Source organism: Pedobacter sp. Leaf250 (genome assembly GCF_920984735.1).
Classification (GTDB): domain Bacteria; phylum Bacteroidota; class Bacteroidia; order Sphingobacteriales; family Sphingobacteriaceae; genus Pedobacter.
Genome location: NZ_CAKLBU010000010.1, coordinates 71,991 through 90,771, shown reverse-complemented (window position 1 = coordinate 90,771; position 18,781 = coordinate 71,991). Strand labels below are relative to the sequence as shown.

Genomic DNA, 18,781 nt, shown 5'->3' with positions numbered 1-18,781 from the left:
ATTGAGTTATCTTTTCAAAGCCCTGTCCATTTCACGCTTTGTATCACGATCTTTAATGCTATCGCGTTTATCAAACTCTTTTTTCCCTTGAGCCAATGCGATTTCCATTTTCGCAAAGCCTCTTTCGTTAATGAAAATTCTTAATGGTACAATGGTATAGCCTTTCTCTTCACCTTTTAGTTTTAGCTTCCTGATTTCTTTTTTTTGAAGTAGCAAAGCTCTATCTCTTTTAATATCGTGATGATAAAAAGAACTGTGGCTGTATTCAGAAACATGAAGGTTTCTTACATACAAAATGCCGCCAATAAACATGCAGAAAGCATCCGTCATATTGGCTTTACCTTGTCTAATGGCTTTAATTTCTGTTCCCAAAAGGGCTATTCCTGCTACATATTTATCAAGCAAATTATAGTCAAAATATGCTCTTTTGTTTTTTATATTGATATCGTTTTTCAAAATTTGATTATTATTATTTGTAGACTCCTGTCTGCAGTATTTAAAATGATCGGCAAAATGCCGGGTTGCAAATATCTTAAAATTTGATGTTATATTTTGTTTTTATTTATTTCGCTGTCGGGTAATACCAACACTTTTCTATGTTCATCTGTTTGTAAAAGCTAAAAGATAAATCAATTGGTAAAAAATTATTATTTATTTTTGGTTTGTTAAACGTCAATTATGAAATTCAGAATCATTTTTTTAGCAATATCCCTTTTCTTTTTTGTTCAGCTGAAAGCACAGCAACCTACTATATTACCTCAATTCACGTTTTTTAAACTTGATAAAAAAGCGTTTTCCAATAAAAATTTAGTTCCGGGTAAACAAAATCTATTTATGCTTTTTGATGTTACTTGCGAACATTGCCAGAGAGAAACTAAATTGCTTGGCGCCAATTATACCCAGTTCAAAAATGTAAATATTTACATGATCACTTTGGATGAAGCATACATTATTCCTCAATTTTTTAATACCTATGCCAAAGGCTTGAATACCAAACCAAATGTGACTATCCTTCAAGATAAAAACCAACTCTTTATTCCTTTGTTTTTGCCGAAAATGTATCCTGCAATGTATCTTTACTCTCCGGGTGGAAAACTTGTAGCATATAATGCTGGCGATGGAGGAATTAAAAAGATGATGAAATTGGTTAAAAATTAATTATCGAATAATCAGCACCGGGATATTTACTTTATGTCTCACTGAATCAACAGTAGTACCAAATATCAAATCTTTAAGCCCTTTATGGCCATGGGCACCCATTACTAAAAGCTCCAATTCATTTTTATTACTAATGTCTGCAATTTCTTTGGCCGTGCTTCCAAAACCAATAAATGGTGTAGAATCATAACCAAGATCTTCAAGGTTTGCTTTGTATTTTTCAAGATTTTCCCGATCACTTTGCGTTTCATGGTCCAATACATCTTGTCCATGATAGCGGGCAGCAGCAGTTTCTACCACGTGGATCAGAAAATAATGAGCATCTTTTCCACCTTGAATTAAAGCATGTCGAATCGTGTTACGGTCATTTTTAGAAAAATCTACTGCGATTCCGATTTTTGAATAGCTGATTTTTTCAATTTTACCGATATCCAAAGCATTACCATGGGGAACCATTTGTCTATTTCTATTTTTTTCTTCAATCATTGGATGGAAGAAAACATATAACAAAAGGAAAACGATAAAAATTACGGCTGGAACAACGATTACATAAATCCACCAGGTATTGGCTTCATTGGTCCAGCCGCTGATTTCTTCTATCACCAGTTTAACGTTTAAAGCGATAATGGCAAAAGCACTAGTCCATGCTAATACTTTAACCCAAGTTTTAATGGCAAAATCCTTCATCAGCTTTTTATCTGATGTAAAATGTATTAAAGGAATAATTGCAAAACCCAACTGCAGACTCAAAACTACTTGACTCAAAACCAATAAGCCACCTAAAGCATCATCTCCATAATGAAGAATGGTAAAAAATGCTGGAACGATAGCTAGTAATCTGGTAATTAATCTTCGCAACCAAGGTTGAATTCTTAAATTAATGTGGCCTTCCATGATAATCTGACCAGCGAGTGTACCCGTTACGGTAGAGCTTTGTCCGGCGGCAATAAGCGCAATTGCAAACAGGGCAGGGGCTACATCACCAAAAATATTGGATAATAATTTATGGGCATCCTGAATTTCTGCAACTTCATGTAATCCATTTTTATAGAAAGCTGCTGCCGCCAGTATTAAGATGGCTGCATTTACAAAAAAAGCTAGATTTAAAGCTACTGTAGTATCAATAAGATTAAATTTAAGTGCCTCTTTTATACCTTTATTTGTACGTTCGATTTTCCTGGTTTGAACCAACGATGAGTGCAAATACAAATTGTGTGGCATAACCGTTGCACCAATAATACCAATCGCAATATATAAGGCATCGCCACCCAAAATAGACGGCTCGAAACCTTTAACTACTTCTTTTAGCGAAGGTTCTACAATAAACATTTCTACTAAAAAAGATATGCCTACAATAAAAACCATTGATACAATAAAGCCTTCCATTGCCCTCATTCCTTTGTTGAGTAAGAATAGGAGTAAAATGGTATCAAATATGGTAATAGAAATTCCCCAAATTAAGGGTAGTCCAAAAAGCAGTTGTAAACCAATGGCCATGCCTATAATTTCTGCTAAATCGCAAGCAATAATTGCGGTTTGAGCTAAGCCGAATAATGGAATGTTTGCCCAACGTGGATAGGCGTGTTTAGATGCTTGCGCTAAATCCAGGCCTCTTACAATGCCTAAACGGGCACTTAGAGATTGAAGTAATAAGGCAATTAGGTTCGACATGAGCAAGACCCAAATCAGCTGATATCCAAATTTACTACCTCCGGCTAAATCCGTTGCCCAGTTGCCTGGGTCCATGTAGCCAACACTTATCAAATAGGCGGGACCAATAAAAGCTAAAATACGACGCCAACCTTTTCTTTTATCGGTGTTTACACTTTGGTGTACTTCACTAAGCGATTCAGTTTTTGCCATTATTGCTGATTAAAATATGCTTTGCCACTTCTCTACTAATATTGATTTGTTTACCGTTTACCGAAATTTCTACTGAGCCATCGAAATCCGTAACATCATTAATATGAATTTGTTTGCCGAGGGTTAAACCTAATTTTTCCAAATGTTTTAGAAAGGCAGAACTGTGTTGGCTAACACCGGTAATTGTACCAGAGTCGCCAATTTTAAGATCGATTAGCTTTGTAAACTGTGTTTTGGCAAACCTTCCATTTTTATCCGGAATAGGGTCGCCATGTGGATCTGACTTCGGAAAACCTAAAAATTCATCTAATCTTTCGATTAATGCAACAGATTTAATATGCTCCAATTCTTCTGCTACATCATGCACTTCATCCCACTTAAAATTTAACTTATCTACTAAAAAAACTTCCCAAAGCCTATGTTTACGCACAATATCTATTGCCGCATTTTTACCTTTTTCGGTTAATGTAACACCTTGATATTTGATATAATCTACAAAACCTTTATCTGCAAGTTTCTTAATCATATCTGTTACTGATGCAGGTTTTGTTTGCATTTGCTCGGCAATTGCATTGGTTTGAACATTGTTTGAAGTTTCCGAAAGATGATAAATAATCTTGAGGTAATTCTCTTCAGTAAAGCTTTGCATTTATGTTTATCTAATTTTATTTTTAGGTAAATCTAAAAAATTTTTATTAAAATTTATTAGATAAATTTTGTTAAAATTTAGAATATAATTTGGTTATGTTTGTGTTCTCAATACCTTTGAACTTATATGGCATCAGAATTAGATAAGATTGATTTTAAAATTTTAAGAATCTTACAGGAAAACGGTAGAATTACCAACTTGCTTTTATCACAAGAAATCGGCTTGTCACCTGCGCCAACCTTGGAGCGTGTTCGTAAGCTAGAAATGGCTGGCTTTATTAAAAGCTATCATGCATTGGTTGATGAGGAAAAATTAGGTTTAGGTATTAAAACCTTTATTCAAATTCAATTGGATTTCCATAAAAACAACACCATTCAAATCTTTTTAGATGAGGTTAATCAAATAAAAGAAATTACAGAATGTCACCATGTAACTGGTCAGGCGGATTTTCTTTTGAAGGTTTATGTTAAAGATATTAAATCATATGAGCGTTTAATCATGGAGAAAATCAGTAAGATTTCTGTGGTTAAAACTTTTCAAACGATGATGATTATGTCTACAACTAAAAAGGAGCCAATTGTACCATTAGAATATTAACCTTAACTAATTCAAGGGGCTTTTCTTGCGATTGTATTTGCAGGTTTTTACTTAAAAATCTATTGCAATAATAAATCATCATTGACATATTTATTTTCCGTCCTTGCGAAATCGATTTTTCATCGATTGGAGCAATCTTATTTACACGTATATTTTATGATTAAGATCGCCACGTTCCGATGAAAAATCGGAACTCGCAATGACGATACCTCCTATATTAAATTCTTGCCCATCACTAAAGATTTTTAAAATCCTATTTATTCAGGCAAATTCCAGTCAATTGGCGACAAATTATTTTGAACTAATAACTGATTTGCCTTTGAAAAATGTCTTGAGCCAAAAAAACCATTATAAGCCGAAAATGGAGATGGGTGGGCTGCAGTTAAAACATGGTGTTTTTTCTGATCTATTAATGCCGCTTTTTGTTGGGCATATTTTCCCCATAATAAAAACACTAAATGCTCTTTTTTGGCTGAAAGTGCTTTTATGATTTCGTCAGTAAAAATCTCCCATCCCCGGTTTTGATGTGAGCCTGGTGTTGATGCTCGAACTGTGAGCGTTGCATTTAAAAGTAATACACCCTGTTCTGCCCAATGAGTTAAATTTCCATGGTTCGGAGATTTGAAACCTTCAACATCAGTTTCCAATTCCTTATATATATTCTTTAACGATGGAGGTATAGCTATACCCCGCTGAACGGAAAAAGATAATCCATGGGCTTGCCCTATGCCATGATATGGATCTTGCCCGAGGATTACAACCTTTACATTATTGAAAGGAGTAGTATTTAATGCATTGAATATATCAGCATTTTTAGGATATACAGTTGCCCCAATTTCTTTTTCTTCCTTTAAAAAAGACTTCAGGCTTAACATATAGTCTTTGCTGAATTCTTCATCTAAAATGGCTAACCAACCTGGCTCTAACGCTGCTGACATATTATTGCTTTGAATTTAAGAATTAATGAATAATAGTTTTGTGTTATAAATTAAACTAATATCCATTGGCAAAAGTTTTACGATTTCTTTTTATAAATCTCTAATAAATCTGCCTCAAGTGTTGCTTTTGGATGTTCTATAATTCTTCCTAATTCTTTTCCTTTTTTATCATAAACGATAAATGTTGGAACACGCTGAATATCTAAACCATCAATAATTCCATTTTCTGCTTTTTTAGATCCATCAACCGCTATAATTTCAACATTTTTTTCTTTAAACTGTAAAGCATCCAAAACTTTAAAAAAGTTAGGTACATTTACTTTACTATCTCCACACCAAGTGCCAAAAACAATTTTAATTTTCTCTTTTTTTACTAGCTTTTTCAATTCGATCATCGTAGCTGCATCTGGTACATAGGCAGCATAAATTGGATCGTACATTTCTTTAAATTCAGGAAAGATTGTAATACCCTCCCTCGTACAAACATTAATTAGAACATCTTTATTTCTGGCTTGATCGTGAATTTTTTTATTAACTTCTTGAGCTGAAACGTTCATGGCAAGTACAATTAGGGTTATGGATAAGAGAATTTTCATATTAATTTGATGAATTGTTTACACTTTGAAATTTTTAATGAAATTATTATTTTATAATCTAATTTGTGCCATTTAAAAACGATATTTGCAAAAAAAAAATAATTAGAATAAATTTATGCCAAATATTATCAGATTAATTGCGGGGGTTGCTTTACTGGGTGGCGCAGTAGCTTTATTTATTTTCGGTTTTTGGCCATGGGGAATTGTGGCTATTTTATTAGGGTTAATTGTTTTGGTAACCTTCTTTTTTAATGAAAATATGCTTTTAGCACAATGGTTTTTAAGAAAAGATAATATGCCAAAAGCAAAAGCTTATTTAGATAGAATTACAAATTACGAAAAGCAATTAATTAGGGTTCAGCACGGTTATTATAATTTGCTTGTAGGCTTAATTGAAAGTAGAACTGCCCCATTAAAATCGGAAAAATATTTTAAAACAGCCTTAAATTTAGGCATGCAAATGGAACATAATGTTGCATTGGCGAAGTTAAGTTTGGCCGGAATTGCAATGGCTAAACGTAATAAACGTGAAGCCACTATGTATTTAGCAGAAGCCAAAAAAGCAGATAAAAATAAATTACTTGCTGATCAAATTAAACAAATGAAAGATCAGATGGGTATGATGGATAAGCAACAGCAGGTTCGTTACAGGTAGTTTTCTATTAGAGAGATAGTAAAAGCCGACGAAAGTCGGCTTTTTTTGTGTTCAAAATTTTGCTCGTTAACGTCATAATCTAAAATTAAATTTAGGTGAGTCGAAATTTTTTGGTATTTTGGAGATTTACCGGTCCTTTAAAATATTTATGGAATTATATTACTCTTTCTCCGTTCTCATCGTTTTAGCTTCCTTTTTCTCTTATTTAAACTTGCGATATCTCAAACTGCCTTCTACAATTGGCATCATGATTATTGCAATGTTGAGTTCAATTGTTTTGGTTTTTACAGGGAGCTTATTTCCTAAAACTTTCGATCATTTTTCTACACTGCTTCAAGATGTAGACTTTACAGAAGTTTTGATGGGTGCGATGCTGAATTTTTTATTATTTGCAGGCGCAATCCATATCAACTTAGTCGATTTACATGAGCAAAGAGCCCCAGTGATCATTTTCTCAACTGTGAGTGTTGTTATTTCTACATTTGCTGTTGGTGCATTGGTTTTTTATATCTCTCCGCTTTTTGGTTTCCAGGTACCCTTTATATATAGTTTATTGTTTGGCGCATTAATTTCACCAACAGACCCCATTGCGGTAATGGGTGTTTTAAAAGATGCAAATGTTAAAAAATCTTTAGAAACCAAAGTTGCAGGAGAATCACTTTTTAACGATGGTGTTGCTGTTGTAATTTTTGCGGTAATCCTTCAATTGGCACAAGGGAGTGATATTGATGTGAGTTTCACTAATATTTCTTGGTTATTGATTAAAGAAGCCTTGGGAGGTTTCTTATTGGGAACCCTTTTAGGTATTGGTGCATCAAATGCCATGCGAAAAATTGATGATTATAAGGTTTCTGTTTTAATTACTTTATCTGTGGTAATGGGTGGCTATTTAATTGCTCACTCTATTCATATTTCTGGTCCTTTAACCATGGTTGCAGCAGGTATTGTAATTGGTAATTATGGTAAACGAACGGCAATGTCTGCAGTTACTAAAGATTACCTTAATAAATTTTGGGAATTGATTGATGAGATTTTGAATGCGATATTATTCCTGTTTATTGGGTTTGAATTATTGATTATCCATAACATTACCGATTATTGGTTAATTGGAATCTGTTGTATTTTAATTGTACTTTTCTCGAGGTTCTTATCCATTTATATTCCGGTAAGGCTTATTCCATTTAAAAATAAATTCAGCAGCGGTACCATAAAAGTATTGGTATGGGGCGGTTTACGTGGTGGCGTTTCCATTGCTCTGGTTTTATCTATGGATGAAGGACCATATAAACCGATGTTAGTTGGTATTACTTATTTCGTGGTGGTGTTTTCAATTATTGTACAAGGATTAACCGTTGGCAAACTGGCAAAAAAAGTACTTTCGGTAGAAGAGGTTTAGGAATTCGATACTTGATTTGGTTTTATGTTTTAAGCACAGCTTTGTATTTTTAAACCTGATAGAACGGCTATACTTTTTGGTGCAGTAACAATCGTTTAGAGTTAACAATCACAAAAAGATAGTAGTGATAACAGGAGGAAACTTTAATAGATGCAGAAATTTGCTTTTCAAATTATTAAAACCAAAGTGGATTTTGTATTGTAGTTTATAGAAAATCTACATTATGGCAACATCACAAGAAGGAAGTACTAACAATACTCAAGAAGAAGGCAACATTAAAGATTTAGGTGGCAAGGAAGCAATCGAGAAATTACGCGGTTTGGCAGAGAAAGCCGAAAGCTGTTTCTTTTGTACCAATATTAAAACCGGAGTTCCGCTTTCGGTAAGGCCAATGGCAATACAGCAAGTGGACGATGAAGGAAATATTTGGTTTATGAGCATGAAGGATAGTCATAAAAATGACGAAATATCTGCAGACCCATTTACACATTTACTTTTTCAGGCTGGTGCACATTCTGGCTTTGTAAATATTTATGGAATATCAGAAATCAGTCGTGATCAGGCTAAAATTGATGAACTTTGGAGTCCGTTTATTAAAACATGGTTTCAAGGTGGGAAAGAAGATCCGAATATTACGTTAATTAAAGTTATTCCCTCGGAAGGATATTATTGGGATACCAAGAACGGAACTGCTGTGGCATTTTTGAAAATAGCAGCATCTGTAATTACAGGAAAAACAATGGATGATTCGGTTGAGGGAACTTTGGATATTGATTAATAGGATTGAAAGTTTAGGGTTAAAAGTTGAAAGTGTATCATATTGCGCCATGAATAACGCATCACCTGTAACTCGTAACAGGCAACTCATCAGCTATTTATCTTCTAAGCTATCGTATCCTTCTAGTTCTTCTCTTTGTGATCTTTTACTTAAGATATCATCTTCTTCCGTTTGAGACCTAGAGAAAAAAAGTGCTTCGGCCTGGATTCTTTTAATCAATTGGCGAACAAGGGTTAAATCAAAAGCATCTTTACTTAGTTTGATGCAGTATTCTCTTTCGTTAATTTCTAAGCTTGAAGTATTCATAAGGCAATCATATTTATTTATCGATTGCTGTAAATATAGAAAAGGCTTGCTAAACAATTGTTAGCAAGCCTTTTAAGTTTATGTTATGTTTTTGTTAACCCTAACTATTTGTGCGACAGGAATAAGCCATCGTCAGTTTTAGAAACTTTAAGAATTCCTTTACCAGTAAGTGCCTTCAAAGTGGTATCCCATTTCTTATTGCTCCAATCTGTTAATTTTGCTTTAATATCAGTTAATGGCGCTTGTTCGCCTTCCTTTACTAAGGCAAATAACTCTGTTTCTTCTGGCGTTAACTCGATTTTCTTTTTCTCAGGGCGCATTTGTGGGAAGAAAAGCACCTCTTGAATGGTACTTTGGTTGGTCATCAACATTACAATTCTATCGATACCAAAACCTAATCCTGAAGTTGGTGGCATGCCATATTCTAGGGCACGAACAAAATCATCATCCATCGCCATTGCCTCTGCATCACCACGATCGGCTAATTTTAACTGATCTTCAAAACGTTCTTTTTGGTCAATCGGATCATTTAATTCAGAATAAGCATTACCAATTTCTTTACCATTAACAAAAATTTCGAAACGTTCTACCAAGCCTGGAGCGGAGCGATGTTTCTTGGCCAATGGAGTCATTTCGATTGGATAATCAGTAATGAAAGTTGGCTGAATTAAGTTTGCTTCTACTTTTTCACTAAAAATCTCATCCACCAATTTACCACGACCCATTGTAGAATCGGTTTCAATACCCAACTCATTACAAGTTTGAATCAACGCTTCTTCATTCATTGCCGAAACATCAATGCCGGTATATTTCTGGATCGACTCGTACATGGTAAGCTTTTCGTAAGGTCCTTCGAAATTAATTTCGTTTTCGCCAACTTTAACAACTGCAGAACCATTGGTTGCAATGGCCACTTTTTCTAAACATTCTTCTACCATAGCCATCATCCAGATATAATCTTTGTAGGCCACATAGATTTCCATTGAGGTATATTCTGGGTTGTGCGTACGATCCATTCCTTCATTACGGAACATTTTACCGAATTCATAAACACCATCGAAACCGGCAACAATTAAGCGTTTTAAATATAGCTCATTTGCAATACGCAAATAAAGCGGCATATCTAAAGTGTTATGATGCGTGGCAAACGGACGGGCAGCTGCACCTCCGTGAATAGGCTGAAGAATAGGGGTTTCCACTTCCATCCAGCCCTGATTATCGAAATAATTACGCATGGAGTTGATCACTTTGCTGCGTTTAATGAAGATTTGTTTGTAATCTGGATTAACCGTTAAATCTACATAACGCATTCTATAACGCAATTCCGGATTGGTAAATCCATCGTATACATTGCCTTCATCATCGCGTTTAACAATAGGAAGCGGACGAAGAGATTTTGCTAAAACCTTAAATTCAGTAACGTGAATCGAAATCTCACCAGTTTGCGTTGTGAAAACATAACCTTTAATGCCAATGAAATCGCCAATATCTAAAAGCTTTTTAAATACTGTGTTATAGAATGTTTTGTCTTCACCAGGGCAAAGTTCATCTCTTTTTAAATATACCTGAATACGAGCCGTAGAATCCTGAATTTCAGCGAAAGAAGCTGCACCCATAATATTACGACCCATGATCCGACCAGCCAAGCTAACCGTTTTATAAGCAGTTTTATCCTTTTCGTAGTTTTCTAAAATATCTGCAGCAGTAACATTTACATCGTAAGATTCTGCAGGGTAGGGCTCGATGCCCAATTCACGTAGTTGTTTTAGCGACTCACGTCGTAATATTTCTTGTTCTGATAATCCTATACTCATTTCGGGTATTTTTTGCAAAAGTAAGAATTTTGCAAGATGTTTAATAATAGTATTTAGCCCTTAAAAAGATAGATAGGGATATTATCTATTTATTGACTATTTAGTGAATATTTTTAATTAATTGAAATGATATAAAAACACAACATTTCCGGTATAAGCAGTTTTAGTTTGGCCTTTAATATCAAGATTAGCTTCAATAATCACCTTTGTTATTCCTCTTAAATCTGAAATGGCAATGAGTTTGGCCCTCAACTGTACTTCATCATTTACCAGCACAGGTTTGTTAAACTTAAATTTTTCGATCCCATAATTCACCTCCATTTTTACGTTTTGAATATCTGCAATTTGCTTCCATAAATAGGGGATGAGTGATAAGGTTAAATAGCCATGAGCTATTGTAGAACCAAAAGGGCCACTATTTTTTGCCTTTTCTTCATCACAATGAATCCATTGAAAGTCTAATGTTGCCTCGGCAAATTTATCAATTTGTTGTTGATTGATTTTGTGCCATTGGGAAGCACCAATTTGTGTACCTAAGTATGACTCGTACTCTTTAAAACTATTAATTATCACCATATTTTTACCAATTGCCACATTTAAAGAGATTTGTAGATTACATTACTCTGACAGTTGGAAGGTAGGTAAATTTTATATTATTAAAGAAATTATATCGATTGAATTAATTGTTGAAGATATCTGTATCCAAAACAAGTTATTATGAAACGTTAAGAGTCTGCTTCAACTTCCTCCTTATACATTTCATCAATAGTTTCTGCGTATTTCTTCTCAACAATTCTTCGTTTTATCTTCATTGTAGGTGTAATCTCTCCATCATCAATATTAAATGGATTACGTTTAATTTTGAAGTTTTTAATACGCTCAAACTTAGCCAGTTCATTAGAGATTTTTTTGATGTCTTGTTCCATCCAATCGATAATTTCCTGCTCGCGAATAAATGGATCAGCATCATCAAAAAAGGAAGGTTTTAGCTTAAAGGTTTCCTCGAGTGTTTCTCTGTTTGGAATAATAATAGCAGTAATAAATTCACGTTTATCGCCTATTAAGAATAACTGATCAATTTTTGGGCTTTTTAAATAGATGTTTTCTACCGGAGTTGGATAAACGTTTTTTCCATAGGCGTTTACAATCATGTTTTTTAAACGATCGGTAATTTGAAGGTTGCCTTTGTAAAAACGACCGATATCGCCCGTATGAAACCACATTTCACGATCAATGGCTTCAGCGGTTTCTGCAGTTTTGTTAAAGTAGCCTTTCATTACGCAATGACCGCGAACAATTACTTCACCTTCTGCACACTCAAATTCTTCATTAAATGTATCATGTGTTTGGATATTAATAATTTCCTTAGTTTCCACATCCTGAATGCCAACTTCTATACCGGGAATAATTCGACCAACGGTTCCATAAACCTGACGGTGGTATTCTGTAACCGACATTACTGGTGAGGTTTCGGTTAAACCAAATCCTTCTAAAATTTTAATCCCTAAGTCACCAAAAAATTCACCAACATTTTTAGGTAAGGCAGCACCTCCAGAAATCATAAATTTTAATCTGCCACCGGTTTTCTCTTTAATTTTACTAAAAACAAGTTTCTCTGCAACAGCCTTTTTGGTTGATAGAATGATGCCCGGATTTTCACCCGCTTCTTTTTTCACCCTAAATTTTTTGCCGGTTTCTAATGCCCAGGTGAATATTTTTGCTTTAGTGCCGCCACCTGCAGTTCCTGATTTTATGGCTTTATCATGTATGCGTTCTAATAATCTTGGAACACAACTCATTACCGTTGGACGAACTTCGCCCATGTTTTTTGCCAACAGCTCTAAACTTTGAGCGAAAGCAATTTTACAGCCTTGAGCACAGCAAACATGATAAGTTGCAGTGCGCTCAAATACGTGCGACAGAGGTAAGAATGATAAAAAGGTTTCTGTTTTATCTATCACTGGAATTTGTTGCAAACAAACTTCCACATTTTTAACAAAGTTATGGTGGGTTAGCATTACACCCTTTGGGGTTCCTGTGGTGCCTGATGTGTAAATTAATGAAGAAACATCTTCAGGCAATACCAAAGTCCTGCATTGATCAATATCGGCTTTTTCGGCTGCTGTAACCTGATGCTTAAGTGCCAATATATCAGAGAAAGCAATTATTTCCACTTTAACATCCGCAGGAACATTTACCTTTTCAAAATCTTTAAAAGCTGGAATAATATATTTTAAAGCTGGACAATTGGAGGCAACTTTAAGCACCTTACGATAAAGAAAATTATTCCCAACTAAAATTCCTTTTATACCCGAATCGTTAATAATATATGCAACTTCCTGTTCAGATAGCGTTGGATAAATGGAAACATTAATAACACCAATTTGCTGAATACCCTGGTCGTAATAAACATATTCAGGTGAATTCTCTATCATTAAACCTAAGCGATCTCCTTTTTTTATGCCTTTTTCTAAGAAGAATGCAGAAACTGCATCAGCCCTTTTTAGCGTATCCTCGAATGAAATTTCAACCCATTCTGCACCTTGTTTATGTATTAAAAAGGTTTCTTCAGGTTTGTGAATGTTCTTTACAACATTCCTTAAAAGGGTTGGTACAGTAGAAAATTCGTTAATTAATGGCATCGCTCTTTATTTGGTATTCGATATAATTAACAATAATAATGCTTTTTGGTTTAATATTGCAAATTGATGTTTGTAACCAATTTAATTGTAATAATATTTCAAATAGATTAATGATGATTTACTCAGATTTGGTCATGATATTTCCCGCAGATCAAAGGGATTTACGCAGCTAAATTTTTTAATATCGCGAGCATTAGAAATAATAGGGAAGCTATTTTATCTTTTTAGCGAAGAATTATTTTGAATCTGCGAGAACCAAAAAAATGTATTAGCAAAAAAGGCTTCGAAATTTTCGAAGCCTTCAAATATTTTAATAAGTGAGTTTTAAACTGAAAAACTTTCGCCACAACCGCAACTGCGGCTTGCATTTGGGTTGATAAAGTTAAAACCCTTTCCGTTTAATCCATCAGTAAAGTCTAGTTCAGTTCCTGCCAAATAAAGAAATGATTTCATATCCAGCGCAATCTTAATTCCTCTATCTTCAAAAAATTGATCACCTTTTTGTTCCTCGTTATCAAAATCCAGATTGTAAGATAATCCAGAACAACCGCCACCTTTTACTGATACGCGTAAAAAATAATCAGAACCCATTTCAGAATCCTGCATTAAGTGGGTGATTTTTTCTTTTGCTTTATCTGTTATTGTAATCATATTGATTTACGATTTTAGATTTACAATTTTAGATTTAAACGAATAGCAAATCGTAATTCGTCAACCTAAAATCTAAATTCTGTTTAGTGGTGCGATTTTTCTAATACAATTGCTTCTAAGCCATTTTTAACGCGATAGTCATTAATAGCCGATTTAATTGCATCTTCTGCTAACACAGAACAGTGAATTTTTACTGGAGGTAAAGCCAATTCTTCAACTATATCCATGTTATCGATAGATAAAGCCTCATCAATTGTTTTTCCTTTTAACCATTCTGTAGCTAAAGATGAAGATGCAATAGCCGAACCACAGCCAAATGTTTTAAATTTAGCATCAGTGATTACGTTATCTTCACTCACTTCAATTTGCAAACGCATCACGTCGCCACACTCTGGTGCACCAACAAGGCCTGTGCCAACAAATTTACTGTCTTTATTTAATGTACCTACGTTACGTGGGTTATTGTAATGGTCAATTACTTTTTCTGAATATGCCATGATATTTTAGATTTTAGATTTACGATTTTAGATTGCCCTTCAAACGTAAAATATTAAATTTATATTTCTATTTGATTGTAGCTTAAAAAGTTTAATGAAAGAATCTACAATCTTATTTTTTTTTAACTATGTAGGTCGCAAATCGTAATTCGTAAATCTACAATCGTCAATCAAATTAATGTTCCGCCCACTCAATTTTGCTCAAGTCAATTCCTTCTTTAAACATTTCCCAAAGTGGAGAAAGTTCTCTTAGGTGATTAACTGCTTTTTGAGTTACTGCAATGGCCTGATCAATTTCTTCTTCAGTAGTAAATCTTCCTAAACCATAACGGATAGAAGAGTGTGCTAAATCATCAGATAAACCTAAGCTTTTTAAAACGTAAGATGGTTCTAAAGAAGCTGAAGTACAAGCCGAGCCTGAAGATACCGCTAAATCACTCATTGCCATCATTAAACCTTCACCTTCAACATATTTGAAAGAGATATTTGCTACGTGTGGTAAACGATGTTGTGTATTACCATTCACATAACTTTCTTCCATTTTATTTAAAGTCGATTCAAGTTTATCGCGTAATGCAGATAAACGAATGGTTTCGCTTTCCATTTCTAAACGGCAAAGTTCGCAAGCTTTACCTAAACCAACAATACCTGGAACGTTCAACGTACCAGAACGCATTCCACGTTCGTGGCCACCACCATCCATTTGCGAAGTTACTTTTACTCTTGGGTTCTTTCTACGAACATAAAGTGCACCAACACCTTTAGGGCCATACATTTTGTGTGCTGAAAAAGCCATTAAGTCAATTCCATCTGCATTAACATCAACCGGAATTTTACCAACCGCCTGCGTTGCATCAGTCATAAATAAAGCACCATACTTGTGTGCAATTGCCGAAATTTCTTTAACCGGTTGGATAACACCAATTTCGTTATTGCCATACATAATCGATACTAGAATCGTTTCAGGAGTCATCGCCGCTTCTAATTCAGCTAAATCAACTAAACCGTCCTCTTTAACGCCTAAATAAGTTACTCTTGCACCATTTTTTTCAAGGTGTTTACAAGTATCCAATACAGCTTTATGTTCAGTAACCGCAGTAATAATGTGGTTTCCTTTATCTTTGTACATTTCGAACACGCCTTTAATTGCCAAGTTATCAGCTTCGGTTGCGCCCGATGTAAAAATCACTTCTTTCTCAGTACAGCCGATTAATTTGGCTACTTGCTCACGAGCATAATCTACTCCTTCTTCAGCCACCCATCCAAAAGCGTGATTACGGCTTGCGGCATTTCCAAATTTCTCAGTAAAGTAAGGTAGCATCGCTTCCAACACTCTAGGATCTAAAGGTGTTGTGGCGTTATTATCTAAATATATCGGCTGTTTCATCTCTGTTCTGTTAATTATTAAAACAAAGATACGAAAAAACTTTTCGAACAATTATAAATAATCCCTATGAGGTTATAGATAAAACATGCATTTTTACATTCAACCAACCTTTTTAAATGATGAACAAGATAGAACATATTGGTATTGCCGTAAACAACCTGAATAAATCTGTTCCGCTTTACGAACTTTTGTTAAATACTTCGTGTTATAAAACCGAAATCTTGGCTTCAGAGCATGTAAATACAGCGTTTTTAAAAACTGGTGAAAATAAAGTTGAGCTTTTGGAAGCAACATCTGATGATAGCGCAATCGCTAAATTTTTAGAGAAAAAAGGAGAGGGGATTCATCATATTGCCTTTGCGGTTGATAATATTCTCGAAGAAATGGAGCGACTGAAAGCAAATGGTTTTACGTTGCTAAATGAGGTGCCAAAAAAAGGTGCCGATAATAAAATGGTTTGTTTCTTGCATCCTAAAAGTACAAATGGGGTTTTAATAGAGCTTTGTCAGGAAATTAAATGGATTTAAGGGATGGTAGAGGTAAAATGGGAAATGGTTAATAGGGAATGGAAAATAGGAAGTGGAAAATGGAAGATGGGAAATGGTTAATGCGAAGTGGTCAACTATAATCTTAAAATCTCTAAATCCTAAAAATCTTGTTCATGTTTCATTGCTTAATACTAAATGGCCAACAATAATCTTAAAATCTATTAACGTAAAAATCCAGTTCAGTGTCATTAATTCAAATTATCAGCAAAGATTTCGACATCAATGAAAATCTCACAGAAAATCAATTGAGGGCAGCAATGGTTGATGCCTTTACCTATCTGATAGATAACGATTTCCAGAAACTGATTCAGATTTTATATAAAGCTGATGTTGATCAATACAAACTTAAAGAACTGCTGGAAACGGTGGAAGGGAAAAGCTCTGCAGAAATAATTGCCGATGCTTATATAGTCCGACAAATGGCTAAACTCGAAACCTGGAAAAAATATAGTAAAACACAAATTTGATTTAATGAATTGATTGTTTGATATTTTAATATCTTTAATCAATGAATTGCCGCCTCCTCATACTCTTATTGTTCCCTTTATTTGTTTCGGCCCAAGGGCATTCAAATCCCGATCTAAATAAGCAAGATGAGCAATTTATTTTAAAAGCATTTAACAATGCTGATAATTACATGAACTCCGATCACTATGATTCGGCGCAACTTTGGCTAAATAAAATTTATCTAAAAGTTAGTTATCGTAAACCATCACTCTTCTCTTATTTCTTAACCTCCAGGCAAGCGGAGGTTTACTATTATAATAATTTGCATGAACTTGGTTTACAGGAAGCCTTTAAAGGAGAAAACATCGCCTCCGTATTAAAGGATAGCATTCTCATGGCCGATGCATGCAATTTCATAGGCTTGTTTTATATGAATAATAATAAGTTAAAAGATGCTGTAAAATATTTTAGAAAGGGTTTAAAATTTGCACATCAGCCACCATACCCGGCAGAATATATCGAACTTTCTAAACCGCATCACATCAACGGTAATTTAGCAGAGGCTTTTGAAAAGCTGCATCAATCTGATAGTGCCGTATACTACAGCAGGGAATCATTAACTGAATCAAAACAAATAAATTCCAAACGTGGTACAGCAACGGCTTTCTTAAATTTAGGGAATGCTTATTTTCAGAAAAATAATATCGATAGTGCGAAGAAATATTTTGAATCTACCCGAATTGCTGCCCTAGCAGGAAATGATTTTGATGTTGAATTAAATAGTTACAGCGGATTGGCAAATTGTGCTGCAGCATACGATCAGGAAAAAGAAGCGCTCTCAAAGTTGGAAATGGGGTTCATGTTGCTCAAAAAGTATCCTCAATTAAATGATTTTTACAGCTTGATGTTTTTAGAAACAGCCATCAAACTATACAAGAAATATAATGATCAAATAAAGCTTATTAAAACGCTTGAATTGAAAAATCGTATTCAAACGTCTACATATGCCAGGAACAATACTCAAATTCAAACCTTGTTGCTAACAGGTTTAAAAAACGAAAAACTGATCTTTAATTTGGAACTTGCCGAATCGGAAAATAAACAAAGTTTGGCAAATACAAGAGTTTATGTATTGTTATTGGTGTTGTTGTCTATAATTATTGCATTTATCGCTTATCGCTATTATGCCTTACAACGTTTACGATTGGCTAATTTGAGGAGTAAAATCAGTCAGGATTTACATGATGAAGTTGGTGCAACTTTAAGCGGCATTGCTATGTATAGTTACATTACAAAAGAACAAATCAAAAATCAAGAACATGATTCGGTTAACAATTCTCTTGATATAATTAAAGACAACGCTGGCGAAATGGTAGCCAAGCTGAACGATATTGTTTGGGCTGTTCATCCACACCAGGATAATTTATTTTCCCTTTTGGAGAGATTGAAAGATTTTGCTGCTCAATTAACCACTGTTAAAAATATTCAACTCGTATTTGATATTTCTGAATCTCTTGCCATGTTAAAATTAAGCATGGAACAGAGAAAAAATATTTATCTCATTTGTAAAGAAGGTATTAACAATGCGGTTAAGTACAGTAATTGCAAAACTATAATAGTGAAAGTTACTCATTATCAAAGGCTCATTCAAATTATTATAAACGATGATGGCAGTGGGTTTTTGATTGATGAAGTGAGAAAGGGAAACGGTTTGACTAACATGGCGAGTAGGGCAAGGGAAATTAATGCAGATTTGAAAATGGAGAGCATAATTGGTTTTGGAACCAAAATCCGCCTATCAATTAAATAACCCAATGAGGTATGTCAAAACTTATTAGTCATGCTCATATTTGATGTTT

20 protein-coding genes are annotated in these 18,781 nt (G+C 34.4%); 8 read left to right on the top strand and 12 right to left on the bottom strand.

Annotated features, from left to right (window positions below; translation table 11 throughout):
• Positions 1-6: 6 nt before the first annotated feature.
• The gene (gene smpB / locus LUA91_RS11010) at positions 7-456 is read right to left on the bottom strand and encodes an SsrA-binding protein (RefSeq protein ID WP_231426093.1); all 450 of its coding nucleotides are present in this window, start codon (positions 454-456) and stop codon (positions 7-9) included.
• A gap of 222 nt (positions 457-678) precedes the next feature.
• Here smpB and LUA91_RS11005 point away from each other — a divergent pair, with 222 nt between their 5' ends.
• Positions 679-1,158, top strand: coding sequence for a redoxin domain-containing protein (locus LUA91_RS11005; RefSeq protein ID WP_231426092.1), 480 nt, complete (start codon positions 679-681; stop codon positions 1,156-1,158).
• Here the strand turns inward: LUA91_RS11005 and LUA91_RS11000 are convergent, their stop codons facing one another.
• Positions 1,159-3,021 (bottom strand): Nramp family divalent metal transporter, encoded by a 1,863-nt coding sequence (locus LUA91_RS11000; RefSeq protein ID WP_231426091.1) that lies wholly within the window; start codon positions 3,019-3,021, stop codon positions 1,159-1,161.
• Entirely contained in the window at positions 3,008-3,670 is a 663-nt protein-coding gene (locus LUA91_RS10995) for a metal-dependent transcriptional regulator (RefSeq protein WP_231426090.1), read from the bottom strand. Before LUA91_RS10995 ends, LUA91_RS11000 begins: the two co-directional genes overlap by 14 nt.
• Positions 3,671-3,796: 126 nt before the next feature.
• Here LUA91_RS10995 and LUA91_RS10990 point away from each other — a divergent pair, with 126 nt between their 5' ends.
• Positions 3,797-4,267, top strand: a complete 471-nt coding sequence (locus LUA91_RS10990) for an Lrp/AsnC family transcriptional regulator (protein WP_056850310.1) — start codon at positions 3,797-3,799, stop codon at positions 4,265-4,267.
• A 257-nt stretch (positions 4,268-4,524) separates the two neighbouring features.
• On the opposite strand, the gene ung is transcribed toward LUA91_RS10990, so the two are convergent.
• Both ung and LUA91_RS10980 read right to left on the bottom strand, forming a co-directional pair.
• On the bottom strand, positions 4,525-5,205 hold the full coding sequence (gene ung / locus LUA91_RS10985; protein ID WP_231426089.1) for a uracil-DNA glycosylase: 681 nt from the start codon (positions 5,203-5,205) through the stop codon (positions 4,525-4,527).
• 77 nt (positions 5,206-5,282) lie between these two features.
• The gene (locus LUA91_RS10980; protein ID WP_231426088.1) at positions 5,283-5,801 is read right to left on the bottom strand and encodes a thioredoxin family protein; all 519 of its coding nucleotides are present in this window, start codon (positions 5,799-5,801) and stop codon (positions 5,283-5,285) included.
• A 115-nt stretch (positions 5,802-5,916) separates the two neighbouring features.
• On the opposite strand from LUA91_RS10980, the gene LUA91_RS10975 reads away from it, so the two are divergent.
• The 3 genes from LUA91_RS10975 (at position 5,917) to LUA91_RS10965 (ending at position 8,630) form a co-directional block, all read left to right on the top strand.
• A complete protein-coding gene (locus LUA91_RS10975; RefSeq protein WP_231426087.1) occupies positions 5,917-6,456 on the top strand; it encodes a DUF2892 domain-containing protein in 540 nt (179 codons plus the stop codon).
• Positions 6,457-6,604: 148 nt separating this feature from the next.
• A complete protein-coding gene (locus tag LUA91_RS10970; protein WP_231426086.1) occupies positions 6,605-7,852 on the top strand; it encodes a sodium:proton antiporter in 1,248 nt (415 codons plus the stop codon).
• Between the two features lie 223 nt (positions 7,853-8,075).
• Positions 8,076-8,630 (top strand): pyridoxamine 5'-phosphate oxidase family protein, encoded by a 555-nt coding sequence (locus LUA91_RS10965; protein ID WP_231426085.1) that lies wholly within the window; start codon positions 8,076-8,078, stop codon positions 8,628-8,630.
• Positions 8,631-8,723: 93 nt separating this feature from the next.
• Here the strand turns inward: LUA91_RS10965 and LUA91_RS10960 are convergent, their stop codons facing one another.
• The 7 genes from LUA91_RS10960 to LUA91_RS10930 form a co-directional block, all read right to left on the bottom strand.
• A complete protein-coding gene (locus LUA91_RS10960; protein WP_231426084.1) occupies positions 8,724-8,936 on the bottom strand; it encodes a hypothetical protein in 213 nt (70 codons plus the stop codon).
• 104 nt (positions 8,937-9,040) lie between these two features.
• Complete coding sequence (gene lysS, locus LUA91_RS10955; protein WP_231426083.1) at positions 9,041-10,750, bottom strand: lysine--tRNA ligase; 1,710 nt, start codon at positions 10,748-10,750, stop codon at positions 9,041-9,043.
• A gap of 117 nt (positions 10,751-10,867) precedes the next feature.
• The gene (locus tag LUA91_RS10950) at positions 10,868-11,326 is read right to left on the bottom strand and encodes a MaoC family dehydratase (RefSeq protein WP_231426082.1); all 459 of its coding nucleotides are present in this window, start codon (positions 11,324-11,326) and stop codon (positions 10,868-10,870) included.
• A gap of 149 nt (positions 11,327-11,475) precedes the next feature.
• The gene (locus LUA91_RS10945; protein WP_231426081.1) at positions 11,476-13,392 is read right to left on the bottom strand and encodes a long-chain fatty acid--CoA ligase; all 1,917 of its coding nucleotides are present in this window, start codon (positions 13,390-13,392) and stop codon (positions 11,476-11,478) included.
• 324 nt (positions 13,393-13,716) lie between these two features.
• Complete coding sequence (locus tag LUA91_RS10940) at positions 13,717-14,043, bottom strand: iron-sulfur cluster assembly accessory protein (protein WP_025142623.1); 327 nt, start codon at positions 14,041-14,043, stop codon at positions 13,717-13,719.
• 83 nt (positions 14,044-14,126) lie between these two features.
• On the bottom strand, positions 14,127-14,540 hold the full coding sequence (gene iscU / locus LUA91_RS10935) for a Fe-S cluster assembly scaffold IscU (RefSeq protein WP_010602054.1): 414 nt from the start codon (positions 14,538-14,540) through the stop codon (positions 14,127-14,129).
• Positions 14,541-14,715: 175 nt separating this feature from the next.
• The gene (locus LUA91_RS10930) at positions 14,716-15,927 is read right to left on the bottom strand and encodes an IscS subfamily cysteine desulfurase (protein WP_231426079.1); all 1,212 of its coding nucleotides are present in this window, start codon (positions 15,925-15,927) and stop codon (positions 14,716-14,718) included.
• 116 nt (positions 15,928-16,043) lie between these two features.
• Between LUA91_RS10930 and mce the strand changes: the two genes are divergently transcribed.
• The 3 genes from mce to LUA91_RS10915 all read left to right on the top strand — a co-directional run bounded on the left by mce (position 16,044) and on the right by LUA91_RS10915 (position 18,732).
• On the top strand, positions 16,044-16,454 hold the full coding sequence (gene mce, locus LUA91_RS10925; protein ID WP_231426078.1) for a methylmalonyl-CoA epimerase: 411 nt from the start codon (positions 16,044-16,046) through the stop codon (positions 16,452-16,454).
• A gap of 203 nt (positions 16,455-16,657) precedes the next feature.
• The gene (locus tag LUA91_RS10920) at positions 16,658-16,942 is read left to right on the top strand and encodes a hypothetical protein (RefSeq protein ID WP_231426077.1); all 285 of its coding nucleotides are present in this window, start codon (positions 16,658-16,660) and stop codon (positions 16,940-16,942) included.
• A gap of 41 nt (positions 16,943-16,983) precedes the next feature.
• The gene (locus LUA91_RS10915; RefSeq protein ID WP_231426076.1) at positions 16,984-18,732 is read left to right on the top strand and encodes a tetratricopeptide repeat-containing sensor histidine kinase; all 1,749 of its coding nucleotides are present in this window, start codon (positions 16,984-16,986) and stop codon (positions 18,730-18,732) included.
• Positions 18,733-18,781 lie beyond the last annotated feature (49 nt).

Coding starts and splice junctions, on each gene's coding strand:
- ung (WP_231426089.1), bottom strand. CDS start 5,205: ATGTCAGCAGCGTTAGAGCCAGGTTGGTTAGCCATTTTAGATGAAGAA.
- LUA91_RS10915 (WP_231426076.1), top strand. CDS start 16,984: ATGAATTGCCGCCTCCTCATACTCTTATTGTTCCCTTTATTTGTTTCG.
- LUA91_RS10950 (WP_231426082.1), bottom strand. CDS start 11,326: ATGGTGATAATTAATAGTTTTAAAGAGTACGAGTCATACTTAGGTACA.
- lysS (WP_231426083.1), bottom strand. CDS start 10,750: ATGAGTATAGGATTATCAGAACAAGAAATATTACGACGTGAGTCGCTA.
- LUA91_RS10990 (WP_056850310.1), top strand. CDS start 3,797: ATGGCATCAGAATTAGATAAGATTGATTTTAAAATTTTAAGAATCTTA.
- LUA91_RS10940 (WP_025142623.1), bottom strand. CDS start 14,043: ATGATTACAATAACAGATAAAGCAAAAGAAAAAATCACCCACTTAATG.
- LUA91_RS10980 (WP_231426088.1), bottom strand. CDS start 5,801: ATGAAAATTCTCTTATCCATAACCCTAATTGTACTTGCCATGAACGTT.
- LUA91_RS10945 (WP_231426081.1), bottom strand. CDS start 13,392: ATGCCATTAATTAACGAATTTTCTACTGTACCAACCCTTTTAAGGAAT.
- LUA91_RS10965 (WP_231426085.1), top strand. CDS start 8,076: ATGGCAACATCACAAGAAGGAAGTACTAACAATACTCAAGAAGAAGGC.
- LUA91_RS10975 (WP_231426087.1), top strand. CDS start 5,917: ATGCCAAATATTATCAGATTAATTGCGGGGGTTGCTTTACTGGGTGGC.
- LUA91_RS10960 (WP_231426084.1), bottom strand. CDS start 8,936: ATGAATACTTCAAGCTTAGAAATTAACGAAAGAGAATACTGCATCAAA.
- LUA91_RS10995 (WP_231426090.1), bottom strand. CDS start 3,670: ATGCAAAGCTTTACTGAAGAGAATTACCTCAAGATTATTTATCATCTT.
- LUA91_RS11000 (WP_231426091.1), bottom strand. CDS start 3,021: ATGGCAAAAACTGAATCGCTTAGTGAAGTACACCAAAGTGTAAACACC.
- mce (WP_231426078.1), top strand. CDS start 16,044: ATGATGAACAAGATAGAACATATTGGTATTGCCGTAAACAACCTGAAT.
- iscU (WP_010602054.1), bottom strand. CDS start 14,540: ATGGCATATTCAGAAAAAGTAATTGACCATTACAATAACCCACGTAAC.
- LUA91_RS10970 (WP_231426086.1), top strand. CDS start 6,605: ATGGAATTATATTACTCTTTCTCCGTTCTCATCGTTTTAGCTTCCTTT.
- LUA91_RS10930 (WP_231426079.1), bottom strand. CDS start 15,927: ATGAAACAGCCGATATATTTAGATAATAACGCCACAACACCTTTAGAT.
- LUA91_RS11005 (WP_231426092.1), top strand. CDS start 679: ATGAAATTCAGAATCATTTTTTTAGCAATATCCCTTTTCTTTTTTGTT.